We start from the raw sequence: 15,441 nt of genomic DNA on the forward strand, positions 1-15,441 counted from the left end.
CTAGTCACCCTTTTGAATCTGAAGTTCGTTCAGAGCATGCCGGGAAATGTGACGAACTTCAGATTCGGGTGACTAGCCGCGGCATCCGCCAGGACACCACGGGCACGACACACGAAAGAGGGACCCACGATGACGCTGCCGATGATCGAGAAACGCCGGATCGAGGCCGCGGTCCTCAAGCACGTCTTCGATGTGCTGGTGGAGCGGCACGGGCGCGAGGAAGCGGAAAAGGTGATCGGCGAGGCCGTCTCCAACTCCGCCATCGCGCAGGGCAAGGAGTTCCGGGAGAAGGAGCCGCAGGAGCCCAACCTCGAGAACTTCGCCGACCTGCTGCCGCTGTGGCAGATGGACGACGCGCTGCAGATCGAGGTGCTGGAGAAAGGGCCGGACCGGCTCGACTTCAACGTCAAGCGCTGCCGCTATTCCGAGGTCTACAAGGAGATGGGGCTCGGCGACATCGGCCACCTGCTCTCCTGCAATCGCGATGGCGACTTCTGCATCGGCTACAACCCGAAGATGGAGCTGACGCGCACCCAGACGATCATGAAGGGCGCGTCCCATTGCGACTTCCGCTACCGGCTGAAGCCGGCGGCCGAATAAGCCTCTGCGCGTTCCCGTTTCAAGATGACGGCGCGGCTCTCACGGGCCGCGCCGTTTTCTTTCGGTGAAGACGAGGCCGATGCCGCAGGCGGCGATCAGCGCTGCGCCGACCAGCGTCAGCGGGCGCGGCGGCAGGTCGAACAGCAGAAAATCGAAGAGGGCGGCCCAGATCACCGCCGAATAGCGGGTGGCGGCGACCATGGTCGAGCGGCGCGCCCGCGTTGCCGAGGCGATCAGCAGGTTGCTGAGGATGTAGAAGACGATCATCGCCGCGATGATGCCCGTCTCGCCCGCGACCAGCGGCCGCCAGTCGCCGACGACACCCATCGCGAATGCCAGGATCAGCGTCGCGACGCTGGCCGTGAACGACAGTTCGAGGCTGGGCACGGTCGAGGCGCGCCGGCTCGTCAGCATGTCGCGGGCCACATAGAAGGCGGCCGAGCCGATGGCCGAAAGGGCGCCTTCCATGCTGCCGGCCAGCGCCGGGCCGGTGGCGATCAGCGCGCCGGAAAACGCCAGCAGCAGCAGGATGCGCCCGCGCGGCGACAGGGGCTCGCCCGCCAGCAGCCAGTTCATCGCCATCACCCCGATGGGGATCGTCATCATCACCGTGGCGACGAAGCTGAGCGGGGCGAGGGTGAGCGCATGCATCAACCCTGCCGTCGCGACGGCCTCCAGCGCGGCGCGCGCCAGCACCACGCGCGGCGGCCAGCGCAGGCCCCGCCGGATCATCAGCGGCAACAGGATGAAGATCGTGCCGACCGCCCGCAGCAGGATCAGCTGGCTGGTCGGCATCACCGCCAGCAGCTTGACGCAGGCATTGTTGATGTTGCCGGCCCCGGTCGCCAGCAGTCCCTCGATCAGCGGCCGCCGGTCGCCGGGGGGCGGCGGCTGGCCCTGATCGGTCCCGTTCGGATCGGGTGCGGGCTGCCCGGATTTGGGGTGATCGCGCAATCGGCCGGCATCTGAGGGCATGGCGGTGAGGGTCCCGAGGGGAGGAGCGGGTCAGCCGGCGGGGAAGGCGGTACGGGCGGCCGCGACCAAGCCGCGCGCCTTGTCCGCAAGCTGATCCAGCGACATGCCCGGCCGGTAGAGCGAGGAGCCGAGGCCGAAGCCGCTGGCGCCGGCCTCGCACCAGGGCGCCATCGTCGTGGTGTCGATGCCGCCGACGGGAAGCAGCAGCGCGTCTTTCGGCATGACGCTGCGCCAGGCCTTCAGCGCGCGGGGCTCCATCGCCTCGGCCGGGAAGAGCTTCAGCGCGTCCGCCCCCTGGCGCAGCGCGGCGAAGGCCTCCGACGGGGTGGCGACGCCCGGAAGCGTCGCCAGTCCGCAAGCCTGCGCCTCCGCCACCACGTCGGGCGCGTAGTTCGGCGCGACCATCAGCCGGCCGCCGACATCGGCAAGCCGGCGGCACTGGTCGGGCTCGAGCACCGTGCCGGCGCCGATCAGCGCGCGCTCGCCGTGGGACTTTGCGAGCTTGCCGATGCTGGCGAAGGGATCGGGCGAGTTGAGCGGAACCTCGATGATGCGGAAGCCGGCCTCGAACAGGACGTCGGCGACATCGGTGATTTCCGCCGGCGTGACGCCGCGCAGGATGGCAATGAGCGGGCAGGCGGCAAGCGCTTCGCGCAAGGTCATGTCAGGTCTCCCCTGGCCGCGGCGAGGATCTGCCGGGCACCGTCGATCGCGGCATGGTCGCTCCCCTCAACGACGTCCAGTCCGAAATGGCGGGCGACGATGGCATAGCGGCGGTTGAGCCCGTCATTGCCGACGATGCCGATGCGCTCGCCCCTGGTGAACTGGTCCCTGGCGAAGAAGCCGCAATTGCGGGCCTGGCGGAACTCCTGCGCGATCAGGAGCCCGGAGACGTAGTCGCGAATTTCGCCAGGGGCAAGCTTGCCGGCGAGCATGCCGGTGCGCGCGGCAAAGACCAGCGAGAGCATGGCGTCGCCCTCCGGGCCTTCCGGCGAGCCGTCATGGATGCCGCGCTCGAAGGCGGCCATGTCTTCCCCGGCACTTTCCGAGCCGGCGGCGGCGCGGGCAATGAAGGAATGCTGCGTCAGGAGCGCGAAGAACTCGCCGGTGACGAAGGTGCGGAAGCCCGAAATCCGCCCGCCGGCAACGCGCGCCCACTTGCTGTGGGTGCCGGGCAGCACGAGCGTTGCGTCATTTTCCAGGCCGAAGCCGACGATCTGGGTCTCCTCGCCGCGCATCACATCGGGGAAGGGCGCGCGGGCCGGATCGTTGATGCCGGCGAGCAGGATGGCGCGCGAGCCGTTGGCGAGGGTCCGCGTGATCGTGCCTTTCGCGAGATCCTCGACCGAGCATGGGCAGGGGACATAGGGCACCTCGATCCAGCCGTTGCGGCTGGTGACCATGCCGACCAGCACGATGTCGAGCGGACCTTCCGCCGCAAGCCAGGGCGCGAGCAGGGCCAGCAGCCGCTCCTCGAACGCATGCTTTTCCACAAACTGGATGCCGTCGCCCGTCTCGATGCGGTCGCGCTGCGTGCCGTCGGCGGCAAGCAGCACCGCGCGGAAGGAGGTGGTGCCCCAGTCGACCACGACATGCGGCGCATTGAGGGCGGAGGGGGAGGGCATGAATCGGTCCTTTCGGGGGAGGCGATGGGTCGAGCATTCATGCTTGTCTTAGCCGGAGAAACAAGATAGTGTCAATTTATGAAACATAGTCTCACATATTGGACATAGACGACATGGCTGATCTCGCCGGCATCCTTCCGGTTCTCCCGACGCCCTTCACGCTAGACGGAAAGGTGGATCTTCCGGCAATGCGCCGCCTGGTGCGCTTCGCGCTCGACTGCGACGTGGACGGCGTCGTCTTCCCGGGCTTTGCCAGCGAGGTGGAGCAGCTGGAGGCGGGCGAGCGTGCCGAGCTCCTGGCCCTGGTGGCGCAGGAGGTCGGCGGCAAGGTGCCGGTGGTTGCCGGCGCCAGCGCACCGAGCGCCGCGGACGTGATCGCCCATGGCCGCGTGGCGGCCTCCGTCGGCGTCACCTGGCTGATGATCCAGCCGCCGGTCTCCATCGGCCGCGAGGCCGCGGCGGTGACGGCGTTCTTCAGCGAGGTTGCGGCCGGCCTGCCGGAGGCGCGCATCGTGCTGCAGAATGCGCCGGCGCCGCGCGGCTCCGACATTGCGCCGCAGACCCTGGTCGAGGTGGCGCGCGCCGTGCCGCAGATCGCCTATGTCAAGGAAGAGACCCTGCCGGCGGGGCCGGCGATCAGCCACCTCCTGGCGCATCGGCCGCAGACGCTGGCCGGCGTCATCGGCGGTGGCGGGGCGCGCTACATTCTCGACGAATATGCGCGCGGCGCCTGCGCGGCCATGCCGGCCATCGAGATCGCCGACGAGCATGTCGCGCTCGACCGGGCCTGGCGGGAGGGCCGCATCGCCGAGGCGCGGGAGATCTATGTGCGGACCCTGCCGCTGCTGACGCTGCAGGCGGTCTATCGCATGCGCTTGACCAAGCACGTGATGATCCGCCGCGGCGTGCTTGAAAACACCGTGGTGCGCGCACCTACGCCGGAGCTCGACGGGCCGGCGAGCGCGGATATCGATGCGAACCTTGCGGCGCTCGGCATCGGCGCGCTGCAGGCGGCAGTCGCCGGGGGCGTCCGATGAGCGATGCCGTCCGCAGCATCGAGGTCTTCACGCTGACGCAGACGCGGGACAAGCCCTATCTCGGCACGGCCCGCAAGGGCGAGGAACCGAATGCCCGCGGCTATCTGGTGCGCAAGGGCAACCGCACCGTCTATCCGACCTTCGACCGCAGCGTGCTGCTGCGCATCGAGACCCGCGACGGCGTCACCGGCTGGGGCGAGACCTACGGCCTCGTCGCCCCCGGCGCCGTTGCCGAGATCGTCAAGGACCTGCTCGCCGACTTCACCATCGGCCGCGATCCGTCCGATCCGTCCGCCATCTACGACGACCTCTACGACCTGATGCGGGTGCGCGGCTATACGGGGGGCTTTTATGTCGACGCGCTGGCCGCCATCGACATCGCCCTGTGGGACATTGCCGGGCAGATCGCCGGCAAGCCGGTGGCGGAGCTTCTGGGCGGCGACCGCTCGAAGACCATCCCTGCCTATGTCTCGGGCCTGCCCGAGGCGACCCGCAAGGCCCGCGCCGAGCTCGCCCTGTCCTGGCAGGCGCGCGGGTTCGATGCGTTCAAGTTTGCAACGCCGGTCGCCGACGACGGGCCGGCGGCGGAGATGGAATCCTTGCGCGCGGCGCTTGGCCCCAACGCGCGGATCGCCGCCGACATGCACTGGAACCAGAGCGCGGATGAGGCGCTGGCCCTGATCGAGGCGATGAAGCCGCATGGGCTGTGGTTCGCCGAGGCGCCGGTCTACACCGAGGACATTGCCGGTCTGGAGGCGGTGTCGAAGGGCACGGACGTGCCCATCGCCGTCGGCGAGGAATGGCGCACGGTCTGGGACATGCGGCACCGGGTGGAGCGCTGCCGGATAGCCATCGTCCAGCCGGAGATGGGGCACAAGGGCATCACCAACTTCACCCGCATCGGCGCGCTGGCGGCGGAGCGGGGCATCGAGGTGATCCCGCACGCGACCATCGGCGCCGGCATCTTCCTGGCCGCCAGTCTGCAGGCGAGCGCATCGCTGCCGACGCTGACCGGCCACGAGTTCCAGCATTCGATCTTCGAACCCAATCGGCGCCTCCTTGCAGGTGACATGGACTGCGCGGACGGCGTCTACCGCCTCCCGACCGGTCCAGGTCTTGGGGTGCGTCCGTCGGAGGAAGCGCTGCGCCTGATGCAGCGGATATAAAAGCCAAGTGGAGGAAAACGCGATGACCAGGACTTTCGGACGGTTCGTCAGGACCGCAACCGCAGCTGCCATGCTCTCGGCGACGATGCTGTCGCCGGCGCTGGCCGACACGACGCTGAAGTTCGTCTCCTGGCAGGTGGACGATGCCGGCACCGGCGACTGGTGGAAGGCCGCCATCGCCGCATTCGAGGAGGCCAATCCGGGCGTGAAGGTGGAGTTCACCAAGGTCGAGCGCGCGGCCTATGCCGACACGATGACGACCCTGTTCGCCGGCGGCCAGCCGCCGCATATCGTCCATCTCGCCTCGTTCGAGTTCCAGTCCTTCGCCGAGAACGGCTGGATGGAAAATCTCGGTCCCTGGCTCGACAAGGACGGCGTCGACATGACCGGCTGGGCCGGCCAGGGCAAGTGCATGTGGAACGGCGAAACCGCCTGCATCATGATGAACTACTTCGGGTTCATCATGGCCTACAACAAGGCGATCCTGGAGAAGGAAGGCCTGTCGGTTCCCACCACCTATGCCGAGTTCCTCGAGGTCGCCCGCAAGACCACCAAGGACTTCAACGGTGACGGCATCACCGACCAGTACGGCACCGGCCACGAGACCAAGGGCGGCGCCGGCCAGTACCTGACCGAGATGCTGAGCTACATCCTCGACGCCGGCGCCTACTGGACCGACAAGGACGGCAACATCACCATCGACACGCCGCAGATGGTCGAGGGCCTGACCCGCTGGAAGACCGTCGTCAAGGAAGGCCTCACCCCGGTCGACCTGTCCGCCGGCGACATCCGCAAGCTCTTCGCCGACGGCAAGATGGCCCTGCGCCTCGACGGTCCGTGGCTCTACGGCATCATGCAGAAGGGCGCGGCCTCCGCCGACACGGCGGTTGCCGAGCCGGCCTTCAGCCCGCCGGTCGGCGGCTCGTCCAACGTGCTGGGCATGGCGAGCGAGATTTCCGATGAGGAAAAGGCGCTCGTCTGGGACTTCATCAAGCTGGTGATGTCGCCCGAGTGGCAGCGCAAATATGCCACCATCGGCAAGAACACCCCGCCGAGCCCGGCTGCCGACGTCTCCGGCGTCGAGCAGGAGGTGCCGCACTTCCCGCTGCTGATCAAGACGATGAAGGCGGCCTCGGATGCCGGTGTCGACCGCATCCCGACGGGCCTCGAGATCCAGTACAACGAGTTCGGCAAGATGGTGCAGGAAGAGGTCCAGCGCATGCTGATCGAGGATCTCGATCCGGCCGCGGTGGTCAAGGTCATGCAGGAGCGGGCCGAGACCATCAAGAACGGCGGCTGACCGCACATTCGCAGCCGGCCCCTTTCGCAGGGGCCGGCTTGTCTTTTCGATCCTGCGCCGCGGCGCTGTGCCTGCGGCAGGAGGTTGCATGTCCCGAGTCCGGCTCTTCGATCTGGCCAGGCCGAGCCGTCAGCATCTGCTGGGCTACATTCTGCTCGCCCCTGCGGTGCTGCTGGTCGGCCTGATCATCGTCTATCCCCTGATCATCTCGATCGACCTGTCGCTGCAGGCGGTCAAGCTGCCGCGGATGGGCGCCCCGCGCGCGCCCTTCACCACGGCGAACTACCAGAAGCTCTTTGCCTCCAGCGAATTCTGGATGGCCTGCTGGGTGACGCTGAAGCTCGTCGTCGTGGTCACCGCCGGCAGCCTGATCACCGGCGTCTCGACCGCGCTTCTGGTCAACAACCGGTTCCGCGGGCGCACGCTCGCGCGCCTTGCCATGGCGCTGCCCTGGGCGGTGCCGGAAGTGATCGCGGTGGTGATCTTTGCCTGGATCTTCGACAGTTCCTTCGGCCTCATGAGCTGGCTGCTGGTCACGCTCGGCCTCTCCGACGGCATGGTCGCCTGGGTGTCGACGCCGGGCGCCGCCTTCTGGGCGGTGGCGATCACCATGATCTGGAAGGGCTATCCCTTCGTCTCGATCATGACGCTGGCCGGCCTGCAGTCGATCCCGACCGACTTCTACAACGCCGCCAAGGTGGACGGGGCCAATGTCTTCCAGCGCTTCCGCTGGATCACGCTGCCGCTCCTGATGCCGGTGCTCGGCGTCACCCTGGTGCTGGTCATCCTGTGGGTGTTCCGCGACTTCTCGATCATCAAGGTGCTGACCGAGGGCGGGCCGCTGAAGTCGACCCAGACCCTGTCGATCATGACCTACGACCAGGCCTTCGGCTTCTTCAACTTCGGCTATGCCTCGGCGGTGGGCGTCGTCACGCTGGTCATCTGCGTCGTCGCGAGCCTGCTGATGCTCGGCCGCCAGACCCGCGCCATGTATTGAGAAAGGGGACCCCATGAACCGCACACCCCTGCAAAGCCTGGCGCTCTACGGCACCGTCATCCTGCTCGCCGCGCTGATCCTGTTTCCGGTCTACTGGCTGCTGGTGACCGCCGTCTCCACCTCGGCGGACCTGTCGCAGCTGCCGCCCAGCTTCTGGCCGGACGATGCCCAGTGGGGCACGTTCGCCAAGGTCTGGGAGGAGCGGCCGATCCCGCTCTGGCTGCTCAACTCGATGCTGGCGGCCATCGGCTCGGTCACCCTGTCGATGGTGGTCTCGGTGCTGGCGGGCTATGCCCTGTCGCGCTTCACGATCCGCGGCGGCCATTCGCTCGGCCTGTTCATCCTGACGGCGAAGATGCTGCCGGCGACGCTGCTGGTGATCCCGCTCTTCTCGATCTTCCGCAACTTCGGGATGATCGGCAGCCTGTGGACGCTGGTGCTGGCGCATTCGACGCTGATCATTCCCTTCACCACCTGGATGCTGAAGGGCTATTTCGACACGATCCCGCGCGAGCTGGAACAGGCGGCGATGGTCGACGGCTGTTCGCCGATGGGCGCGATGGTGCGGGTCGTGCTGCCGGTCGCCACGCCCGGGCTGGCGGCGACCTCGCTCTATGCCTTCGTGCTGAGCTGGGCCGACTACGCCTATGCGCGGACCTTCCTCGTCAATGCACCGGACAGCTGGACCGCCAATCTCGGCATCACGACGATGCGCGGCGAGTACAGCACCGACTGGAACGAGATTTCGGCTGCGGCCGTCTTCGTCGCCGTTCCGATCATCGTCATCTACCTGTTCCTTGAGCGCTACCTGGTCGGCGGACTGACCGCGGGCGCGGAGAAGTAATTCATGGCCAATATCTCCATTCGAAACGTCCACAAGAGCTACGGCGCGCACGAGGTGCTGAAGCCGTTCTCGCTCGAGATCGCGGACGGCGAGTTCATCGTGCTGGTCGGCCCGTCGGGCTGCGGCAAGTCGACGATGCTCAAGATCCTGGCGGGCCTCGAACCGGCGACCGGCGGCGACATCCATCTCGGCGAGCGGGAGGTCACCGACCTTGCCCCCGGCGACCGCGACATCGCCATGGTGTTCCAGAACTACGCGCTCTATCCGCACCTGACCGTGCGCGAGAACATCGGCTTCGGGCTGAAGATGCGCGGCACGCCAAAGGCCGAGATCGAGCGCCGGGTGCTGGAGGCCGCGCGCATCCTGGAGGTGGAGAAGTATCTCGAACGCCGCCCGAAGGACCTGTCCGGCGGCCAGCGCCAGCGCGTTGCGCTGGGCCGGGCCATCGTGCGCCAGCCGCTCGCCTTCCTGATGGACGAGCCGCTGTCCAATCTCGACGCCAAGCTGCGCGTCCACATGCGGGCCGAGATCGGCGCGCTGCACAAGCGCCTCGGCGTCACCACGGTCTATGTCACCCACGACCAGATCGAGGCGATGACCATGGCCGACCGGGTGGTGATCATGCGCGACGGCGAGATCCAGCAGATCGCCGATCCCGACACGCTGTTCCAGCGGCCCGACAATCTCTTCGTCGCCGGCTTCATCGGCTCGCCGGGCATGAACTTCCTCTCCGCCGATGTGGAGCGATCCGCCGGCGGGGCGACCATCACCCTGTTCGGCAACCGCATCGCGGTCGACGAGGCACGGCTTGCGGGTGCATCGACCGTCATCGCCGGCATCCGGCCGGAGCATTTCCATCTCGGCGAGGGCCTTGCGACCTTCACCATCCGTCCGAGCCTGGTGGAAAGCCTCGGCTCGGAGAAATACGTCTATTTCGACGGCGGGGCGCACATGGTCTCGGCCGGCGAGAGCGAGGACGACACGTCCAAGGGCCTGATCGCCCGGCTCGCCCATTCCGGCCCGATGGCGGAGGGGCAGGATCTCGTCCTGTCCTTCGATCCGGCCGAACTCCATCTCTTCGATGCGGTGAGCGAAAAGGCGTTGCGCTGATGCTGGTTCTTGTCACGGGAAGCTCCGGCCGCGTCGGCCGGGCGGCGGTTGCGGCGCTGCGCGCCGCCGGGCACGAGGTGCGCGGCTTCGACCTGCGCGCCTCCGGCACCGATCTCGACGAGGTGGTCGGCAGCTTCGATGATGCCGAGGCCTGCGCCCGCGCGGTCGCCGGCACGGATGCGGTGCTGCATCTGGGCGCCTTCATGTCCTGGGTGCCGGCCGAGCGCACGGCGATGTTCCGCGCCAATGTCGAGGGAACGCGGGTGCTGCTCGATGCGGCGGCGCAAGCCGGCGTGCGCCGTTTCGTCTTCGCCAGCTCCGGCGAGGTCTATCCGGAGAACGCGCCGCTGGTCCTCCCCGTCACCGAGGAGCATCCGCTGCGGGCGAACAGCCCCTATGGCCTCACCAAGCTGCTGGGCGAGCATCTGGTCTCCTTCCACCAGCGCATCGGCAGTTTCGAGACGGTGATCCTGCGCTTTTCCCATACGCAGGATGCGAGCGAGCTGCTCGATCCCGACAGCTTCTTCTCCGGCCCGCGCTTCTTCCTGCGCCCGCGCATCCGCCAGCAGGAGCGCATGGGTAACACCGCTGTCGCCGAGCTGCTGCGTGCGGCCGATCCCGGCCGGCCCGCCCATGTGCTGGCCCGCAATGCCGCCGGCAAACCGTTCCGGATGCACATCACCGACACCAGGGATATGGTGAAGGGCGTGCTGCTGGCGCTGGAATCGGACGGGGCGGCCGGGGGGATCTTCAATCTGGGGGCGAGCGACCCCGTCGATTTCGAGCGGCTGCTGCCGGCCATGTCCGAAATCACGGGATTGCCCGTCGTGACCGTTGACCTGCCCGGCGCCGGCGTCGATTACCAGACCTCGAACGCAAGGATACGCGAGACGCTGGGGTTCGAGCCGGAATGGACGATCGATCGGATGTTGCAGGAGGCGGCGCGGACATGGCGGACGCGAGCACAGGCCTGAGCCAGTCCCGCAAGGACGTTCCCTCCGGCACGGCGGCGCTCGCCAAGGGCCTGACGCTGCTGGACATGGTGGCCGATGCGGAAACGCCCTTGCGCTTCGCCGACCTGCTGCGCCAGTCCGGCCTGCCCAAGCCCACCTTCGCGCGCATCCTGCGCACGCTGATCGCCTTCGGCCTGGTGCGCCAGAACGAGGAGCGCGGCACCTATGTCATCGGGCCGCGCTTCCTGGAGCTGTCGCACCGGGTGTGGGACACGTTCGACCTGCCGACCGCCGCCGCGCCCGAGCTGGAGCGCCTTTCGGCGGAGCTCGGCGAGACGGTGGCGCTGTGCCGGCTCGACGGCGACCAGGTGCAGTATCTCGACGAGCGCTCGGGCGACGGGCTCGGCGTCAGGGTCGACACCGGCCGGCGCGTGCCGCTGCATTGCACCGCCGCCGGCAAGGTGCTGGTCGCCTTCCAGGAGCCGGGTTTCGCCCGCGCGCTGCTGGAGCGCCTTCACCTCGACCGCTACACGCCGCGCACCATCACGACGCTGGAGGCCTTGCAGGCCGACCTGACGCTGACCCGCGCGCGCGGTTATTCGGTCTCCTACGAGGAGCACCTGAACGGCGTGAACTCCGTCGCCGTCGCCATCGCCGGCAAGGACGGCACGCCCATCGGCGCGCTGGTCGCGCTGGGTCCGTCGTCGCGGCTGGACACGTCGCATATCCACCCGGTCGGACGCGAGCTCATCGCCGCCGCCCGAAGGATCACGGGTGCGGCCGGCGCCATCGCCATCAGTTCCCGCCCGCGCCCGCGCACCAGCCAGTCGCAGACGCCGGCCGATCTTGCCTGCGTCCTGCCCTGGGGCGCGCAGCTCGGCGAGGCGCCGGTCTGGGACCCGGTCGCACGCAGCCTCTACTGGGTCGATATCCTGCACCCGGCGGTCTACCGCTTCGATCCCTCTACGGGGCTCAACGAGACCTGCGAGACCGGCAAGCTGGTCAGCTCGGTCATGCCCTGCGCCGACGGCTCGCTGGCGGTGGCGACGCAGGACGGCATCGAGTTCCTGGACTTCGCCTCCGGTACCCTGCAGCCGCTGGTCGACCCGGAAGCGGGCATTCCCGAGAACCGGCTCAACGACGCCAAGGTCGGCCCCGGCGGGGCGATCTGGGTCGGCTCCATGCGGCTCGATGCCAGCAAGCCGAGCGGCGCGCTCTACCGGGTCGCCGCCGACGGCACGGTGACGCGCAAGGAAAGCGGCATCTCGGTCAGCAACGGCATGGCCTGGAGCCCGGACAACCGGGTCTTCTACTTCGTCGATACGGTGCCGGGCCTGATCTACGCCTATGATTTCGAGCCCGGAAAGGGCGTCCTCGGCAACCGCCGGGTGCTTGCGCGCATCCCGGAAGGCGAGGGGCGTCCGGACGGCATCGCCGTCGACAGCGAGGGCGGCGTGTGGTGCGCGATCTGGGACGGCTGGCGGGTCAACCGCTACCTGCCCGACGGCCGGCACGAGCGCAGCATCGAGCTTCCCGTTCCCCGGCCGACCAGCGTCGCCTTCGGCGGCGCGGACCTGGCGACGCTCTACATCACCAGCGCCCGCACGCGCCTGCCGGCCTCGACCCTGTCCGAGGCGCCGCTCTCCGGCGGCCTCTTCGCCTGCACACCCGGCCTCTCCGGCGTGCCGATCACCCTGTTCGACAAGGGGCAGGGCGCCGCATGAGCACGCTCGAGACGATTTTCGGCCTTCATGGCCGCGTTGCGCTGGTCACCGGCTCGAGCCGGGGCATCGGCGCGGCCATCGCCGTCGGTCTTGCCGGAGCCGGTGCCACGGTCGTCGTGCACGGCCAGAGCCTGGAAGCGACCGCGGCAACCGTTGCCGCCATCGAGGAGAACGGCGGCACGGCGCTTGCCCTTGCCGCGGACCTTGCCGAGCGCGGCGCGGGCCGCCGCCTGGTGGAGGAGGTGGAGGCCCGGCTCGGGCATCTCGACATCCTCATCGTCAATGCCTCGGCGCAGGTCAATGCGGAGCTCGCCGACCTCACCGAGGCGGATTTCGATCTGCAGGTGGCGGTGAACCTGCGCTCGACGGTGGAGATGCTGCAGGCCGGCCTGCCGCGCATGGCGGCGCGCGGGTGGGGCCGGGTCGTCAGCATCGGCTCGATCAACCAGCTGCGGCCCAAGGCCATCGTCACCGCCTATGCCGCGACCAAAGCCGCCCAGCACAATCTGATCCAGAGCCAGGCGCGCGACTATGCCCGCCATGGCGTTCTGCTCAACACGCTGGCACCGGGCCTCGTCGACACCGACCGCAATGCGGGGCGCAAGGCGGCGGACCCGCAAGGCTGGGACGAGTATGTGCGCACGCTCAACTGGATGGGGCGGCCAGGGCAGGCCGAGGAGATGGTCGGCGCGGCGATCTTCCTTGCCTCTGACGCCTGCAGCTTCATGACCGGCGAGAGCATCGTCCTGTCCGGCGGATACTGAGCCGTCCGGTCAGGGCTTGTAGAAGACCAGCCCGGCGCCGGCGACAATCAGCGTGAAGCCGGCCAGATGCGTCCAGCGCAGCGGCTCGCCCAGAAACCAGATCGAGAACACAGCGAAGACACTGAGCGTGATGACCTCCTGGATGGTCTTCAGCTCGGCGGCGCTGAAATAGCCGTGGCCGATGCGGTTGGCCGGGACCTGCAGCACGTATTCGAAGAAGGCGATGCCCCAGCTCGCCAGGATGACGACGACGAGCGGCGAGCTCTTGAACTTCAGGTGCCCGTACCAGGCGAAGGTCATGAAGATGTTCGAGGCGAGCAGCAGGCCGATCGTGACGAAGGGCACGTAGGAGAGATTGGCAAACGGCATCGGGGGATCCACCGCCAGCGCAAGGACACGCCTGCCGGACGGCGCGGGCGCCCGGTGCGGCATCGACCGGGTGTCCGGCGCCTGTCACGCAAGGCGTCTGCGACAGGGAACGGACCGATTCGACGGCAGGAAGATAGCGCCGTTTGCCGCGCGCGGAAGAGGCAAGAAGAGGCTCGCCCGAGGGAAATCCTTAGGGCGTCCGGCGTGCAGGCGATATTCTCGACCCGGGCAGGAATTGACGCTAAGAGTGATCCGCTCGTCGATCCCGTTTCTGCAAGGCAGTTGAAGGAGTTGCGCTTGGGTGCCGAGGCAACGTCAAAGCCGCGAACGCCGCGCGGCGTCCAGTCCGTCGAGACCGGCGGCGCCATCCTGATGGCGCTGGCCCAGGCCGGGGGACCGCTGAAGCTGAAGGACCTTGCCGAGACGCTCGGCATGGCGCCTGCCCAGCTGCACCCCTATCTCGTCAGCTTCCGCAACATCAACATGGTCGAGCAGACCGAGACCGGCCAGTACCAGCTCGGCCCCTTCGCGCTGTGGCTCGGCCTGACGCGGCTGCGCAACCAGAACGCCTATCGCGAGACGCTGCGCCGGGTGCCGGCGCTGGCCGAGGAACTGGGGCTGATGGTGGCGGTCAGCGTCTGGGGCCTGCACGGGCCGACCATCGTCTATATCGAGGAGACGGCGGCGCGCATCCACTCCAACGTGGCGGTCGGCGGCACGTTCATGCTGACCATGACGGCGACGGGCAAGATCTTCGCCGCCTTCCTGCCGAGGTCGACGACGGAGCCGCTCGCCCGCGCCGAGCTGCAGGGCGTCGAGCCCTCGCTCTACGGCATCCCGATGGTGGACGAGGCGACGTTCCGCAAGGAGGTCGCCTCCGCTTGCGAGAAGGGCTACTCGATCACCCGGGACGCGCCGATCCCCGGCGTCAGCGCCATCGCGGCGCCGGTCTTCGACCACACCGGCATCATCCAGCTGTCGGTGACCGTCATCGGCCCGACCAACTTCATCGACCTGGCCGAGGACGGTCCCTGCCTCAAGCGGCTGATCGAGTTCACGAAGGATCTGTCGCGCGACCTCGGCCACGTGCCGCCCGCCTGACCAGCGCGCCGGCAATGTCGAGCGAGAGCACGAGGCCGCTCGCCGCGATGGCGACGCCCGCCAGCTGCAACGCGCTCGGCCACTGGCCGGCGATCGGAATGGCCAGCAGCACGGCCAGCGGCGGGATCATCGCCGGGAAGAGGCCGGCAAGCCCGGAGCCGAGCCGGCCGATGGCCGCCGCATAGAGGATGATCGCCAGGCTGCCGCCGAGCACGCCCTGGTAGAAGCCCTGTTCCAGCCACTTGGCGGCCGGCAGCGCCGCCGGCTCGAAGAACAGCAGATAGGCCGGCAGCAGCAGCATGGTGGTCGTTGCCGAGGCCGCGCCGATGGCCTCGACCGCCGGAAGGCGCCAGCGGCCGATGAGATAGGTGAACAGACCCCACAGCGTGCCCGATCCGACGAAGCACAGGTCGCCGACCAGCGTCGCGGTGTCGGCCGACTTGGACGGCGCGTTGTCGGCGGCGATGGCCACCAGCCCGCAGATCAGCACGGCCATGCCGATCTTGCGGTTGAGGCTCATCTTCTGGCCGTCGAGGACCAGCGGCAGCAGGTTGGCGACGATGATCGTCATGCCGGGCGAGATGACCACCGCATGCGCCAGCGGCGCGATGCCGAAGCCGGTGTTGAACAGGAAGGCGAAGGGCGGGCCGATGGCGATGGTGAGCAGCGCCAGCCGGGGCAGGGTGAGGCCGCCCGTACGGGAGCGGCGCAGCAGCATCAGGGGCACGAGCAGCAGCGCGGCGACGCCATAGCGCAGGATGGCGAGGTCGGCGCTGGTGAAGCCGTCCGACCGGCCGATATCGACACCGATATTGTAGAAGGCCCAGGCGATGGAGGCCGAAAGTCCGAGCAGGATACCCGGCAAAAGGCGGCCCG

At 68.3% G+C, this 15,441-nt stretch carries 16 protein-coding genes; 11 read left to right on the forward strand and 5 right to left on the reverse strand.

Annotated features, from left to right (window positions below; all coding sequences use genetic code 11):
* Positions 1 to 129: 129 nt before the first annotated feature.
* Positions 130 to 600 (forward strand): L-2-amino-thiazoline-4-carboxylic acid hydrolase, encoded by a 471-nt coding sequence (locus GH266_RS19825; RefSeq protein ID WP_067221310.1) that lies wholly within the window; start codon positions 130 to 132, stop codon positions 598 to 600.
* A 39-nt stretch (positions 601 to 639) separates the two neighbouring features.
* Here the strand turns inward: GH266_RS19825 and GH266_RS19830 are convergent, their stop codons facing one another.
* Genes GH266_RS19830 through GH266_RS19840 form a run of 3 tightly spaced genes read right to left on the reverse strand, consistent with a single transcriptional unit; the run spans position 640 to position 3,200 of the window.
* Entirely contained in the window at positions 640 to 1,575 is a 936-nt protein-coding gene (locus GH266_RS19830) for a DMT family transporter (protein WP_158195365.1), read from the reverse strand.
* Between the two features lie 30 nt (positions 1,576 to 1,605).
* A complete protein-coding gene (locus GH266_RS19835; protein WP_158195366.1) occupies positions 1,606 to 2,238 on the reverse strand; it encodes a 2-dehydro-3-deoxy-6-phosphogalactonate aldolase in 633 nt (210 codons plus the stop codon).
* On the reverse strand, positions 2,235 to 3,200 hold the full coding sequence (locus GH266_RS19840) for a 2-dehydro-3-deoxygalactonokinase (protein WP_158195367.1): 966 nt from the start codon (positions 3,198 to 3,200) through the stop codon (positions 2,235 to 2,237). The genes GH266_RS19835 and GH266_RS19840 overlap by 4 nt, the downstream gene beginning before the upstream one ends.
* 113 nt (positions 3,201 to 3,313) lie before the next feature.
* Here GH266_RS19840 and GH266_RS19845 point away from each other — a divergent pair, with 113 nt between their 5' ends.
* The 9 genes from GH266_RS19845 to GH266_RS19885 all read left to right on the forward strand — a co-directional run bounded on the left by GH266_RS19845 (position 3,314) and on the right by GH266_RS19885 (position 13,095).
* Complete coding sequence (locus GH266_RS19845) at positions 3,314 to 4,237, forward strand: dihydrodipicolinate synthase family protein (protein ID WP_158195368.1); 924 nt, start codon at positions 3,314 to 3,316, stop codon at positions 4,235 to 4,237.
* Entirely contained in the window at positions 4,234 to 5,403 is a 1,170-nt protein-coding gene (locus tag GH266_RS19850) for a mandelate racemase/muconate lactonizing enzyme family protein (RefSeq protein WP_158195369.1), read from the forward strand. Before GH266_RS19845 ends, GH266_RS19850 begins: the two co-directional genes overlap by 4 nt.
* 22 nt (positions 5,404 to 5,425) lie before the next feature.
* A complete protein-coding gene (locus tag GH266_RS19855; RefSeq protein WP_158195370.1) occupies positions 5,426 to 6,703 on the forward strand; it encodes an ABC transporter substrate-binding protein in 1,278 nt (425 codons plus the stop codon).
* A gap of 88 nt (positions 6,704 to 6,791) precedes the next feature.
* The gene (locus tag GH266_RS19860) at positions 6,792 to 7,700 is read left to right on the forward strand and encodes a carbohydrate ABC transporter permease (RefSeq protein ID WP_120268946.1); all 909 of its coding nucleotides are present in this window, start codon (positions 6,792 to 6,794) and stop codon (positions 7,698 to 7,700) included.
* Positions 7,701 to 7,713: 13 nt separating this feature from the next.
* The gene (locus GH266_RS19865) at positions 7,714 to 8,544 is read left to right on the forward strand and encodes a carbohydrate ABC transporter permease (RefSeq protein ID WP_158195371.1); all 831 of its coding nucleotides are present in this window, start codon (positions 7,714 to 7,716) and stop codon (positions 8,542 to 8,544) included.
* Between the two features lie 3 nt (positions 8,545 to 8,547).
* The gene (locus tag GH266_RS19870; RefSeq protein WP_158195372.1) at positions 8,548 to 9,654 is read left to right on the forward strand and encodes an ABC transporter ATP-binding protein; all 1,107 of its coding nucleotides are present in this window, start codon (positions 8,548 to 8,550) and stop codon (positions 9,652 to 9,654) included.
* A complete protein-coding gene (locus GH266_RS19875; RefSeq protein WP_158195373.1) occupies positions 9,654 to 10,628 on the forward strand; it encodes an NAD-dependent epimerase/dehydratase family protein in 975 nt (324 codons plus the stop codon). Before GH266_RS19870 ends, GH266_RS19875 begins: the two co-directional genes overlap by 1 nt.
* Positions 10,604 to 12,331, forward strand: coding sequence for an SMP-30/gluconolactonase/LRE family protein (locus tag GH266_RS19880; protein WP_158195374.1), 1,728 nt, complete (start codon positions 10,604 to 10,606; stop codon positions 12,329 to 12,331). The genes GH266_RS19875 and GH266_RS19880 overlap by 25 nt, the downstream gene beginning before the upstream one ends.
* Positions 12,328 to 13,095: an SDR family NAD(P)-dependent oxidoreductase gene (locus GH266_RS19885; protein WP_158195375.1), complete on the forward strand. Its 768-nt coding sequence runs from the start codon at positions 12,328 to 12,330 to the stop codon at positions 13,093 to 13,095. The genes GH266_RS19880 and GH266_RS19885 overlap by 4 nt, the downstream gene beginning before the upstream one ends.
* 9 nt (positions 13,096 to 13,104) lie before the next feature.
* Here GH266_RS19885 and GH266_RS19890 read toward each other — a convergent pair whose 3' ends face one another.
* Positions 13,105 to 13,464 carry a DMT family protein gene (locus GH266_RS19890; RefSeq protein WP_158195376.1) on the reverse strand — a complete coding sequence of 120 codons (360 nt, stop codon included), beginning with the start codon at positions 13,462 to 13,464 and terminating at the stop codon, positions 13,105 to 13,107.
* Between the two features lie 297 nt (positions 13,465 to 13,761).
* On the opposite strand from GH266_RS19890, the gene GH266_RS19895 reads away from it, so the two are divergent.
* Positions 13,762 to 14,565 carry an IclR family transcriptional regulator gene (locus tag GH266_RS19895; protein ID WP_158195377.1) on the forward strand — a complete coding sequence of 268 codons (804 nt, stop codon included), beginning with the start codon at positions 13,762 to 13,764 and terminating at the stop codon, positions 14,563 to 14,565.
* Here GH266_RS19895 and GH266_RS19900 read toward each other — a convergent pair.
* On the reverse strand, positions 14,519 to 15,430 hold the full coding sequence (locus tag GH266_RS19900) for a DMT family transporter (RefSeq protein WP_158195378.1): 912 nt from the start codon (positions 15,428 to 15,430) through the stop codon (positions 14,519 to 14,521). The two genes, GH266_RS19895 and GH266_RS19900, sit on opposite strands and share 47 nt — an antisense overlap.
* Between the last annotated feature and the right edge of the window lie 11 nt (positions 15,431 to 15,441).

It is taken from the genome of Stappia indica (assembly GCF_009789575.1).
Lineage (GTDB): Bacteria > Pseudomonadota > Alphaproteobacteria > Rhizobiales > Stappiaceae > Stappia > Stappia indica_A.

Coding starts and splice junctions, on each gene's coding strand:
- GH266_RS19825 (WP_067221310.1), top strand. CDS start 130: ATGACGCTGCCGATGATCGAGAAACGCCGGATCGAGGCCGCGGTCCTC.
- GH266_RS19830 (WP_158195365.1), bottom strand. CDS start 1,575: ATGCCCTCAGATGCCGGCCGATTGCGCGATCACCCCAAATCCGGGCAG.
- GH266_RS19835 (WP_158195366.1), bottom strand. CDS start 2,238: ATGACCTTGCGCGAAGCGCTTGCCGCCTGCCCGCTCATTGCCATCCTG.
- GH266_RS19840 (WP_158195367.1), bottom strand. CDS start 3,200: ATGCCCTCCCCCTCCGCCCTCAATGCGCCGCATGTCGTGGTCGACTGG.
- GH266_RS19845 (WP_158195368.1), top strand. CDS start 3,314: ATGGCTGATCTCGCCGGCATCCTTCCGGTTCTCCCGACGCCCTTCACG.
- GH266_RS19850 (WP_158195369.1), top strand. CDS start 4,234: ATGAGCGATGCCGTCCGCAGCATCGAGGTCTTCACGCTGACGCAGACG.
- GH266_RS19855 (WP_158195370.1), top strand. CDS start 5,426: ATGACCAGGACTTTCGGACGGTTCGTCAGGACCGCAACCGCAGCTGCC.
- GH266_RS19860 (WP_120268946.1), top strand. CDS start 6,792: ATGTCCCGAGTCCGGCTCTTCGATCTGGCCAGGCCGAGCCGTCAGCAT.
- GH266_RS19865 (WP_158195371.1), top strand. CDS start 7,714: ATGAACCGCACACCCCTGCAAAGCCTGGCGCTCTACGGCACCGTCATC.
- GH266_RS19870 (WP_158195372.1), top strand. CDS start 8,548: ATGGCCAATATCTCCATTCGAAACGTCCACAAGAGCTACGGCGCGCAC.
- GH266_RS19875 (WP_158195373.1), top strand. CDS start 9,654: ATGCTGGTTCTTGTCACGGGAAGCTCCGGCCGCGTCGGCCGGGCGGCG.
- GH266_RS19880 (WP_158195374.1), top strand. CDS start 10,604: ATGGCGGACGCGAGCACAGGCCTGAGCCAGTCCCGCAAGGACGTTCCC.
- GH266_RS19885 (WP_158195375.1), top strand. CDS start 12,328: ATGAGCACGCTCGAGACGATTTTCGGCCTTCATGGCCGCGTTGCGCTG.
- GH266_RS19890 (WP_158195376.1), bottom strand. CDS start 13,464: ATGCCGTTTGCCAATCTCTCCTACGTGCCCTTCGTCACGATCGGCCTG.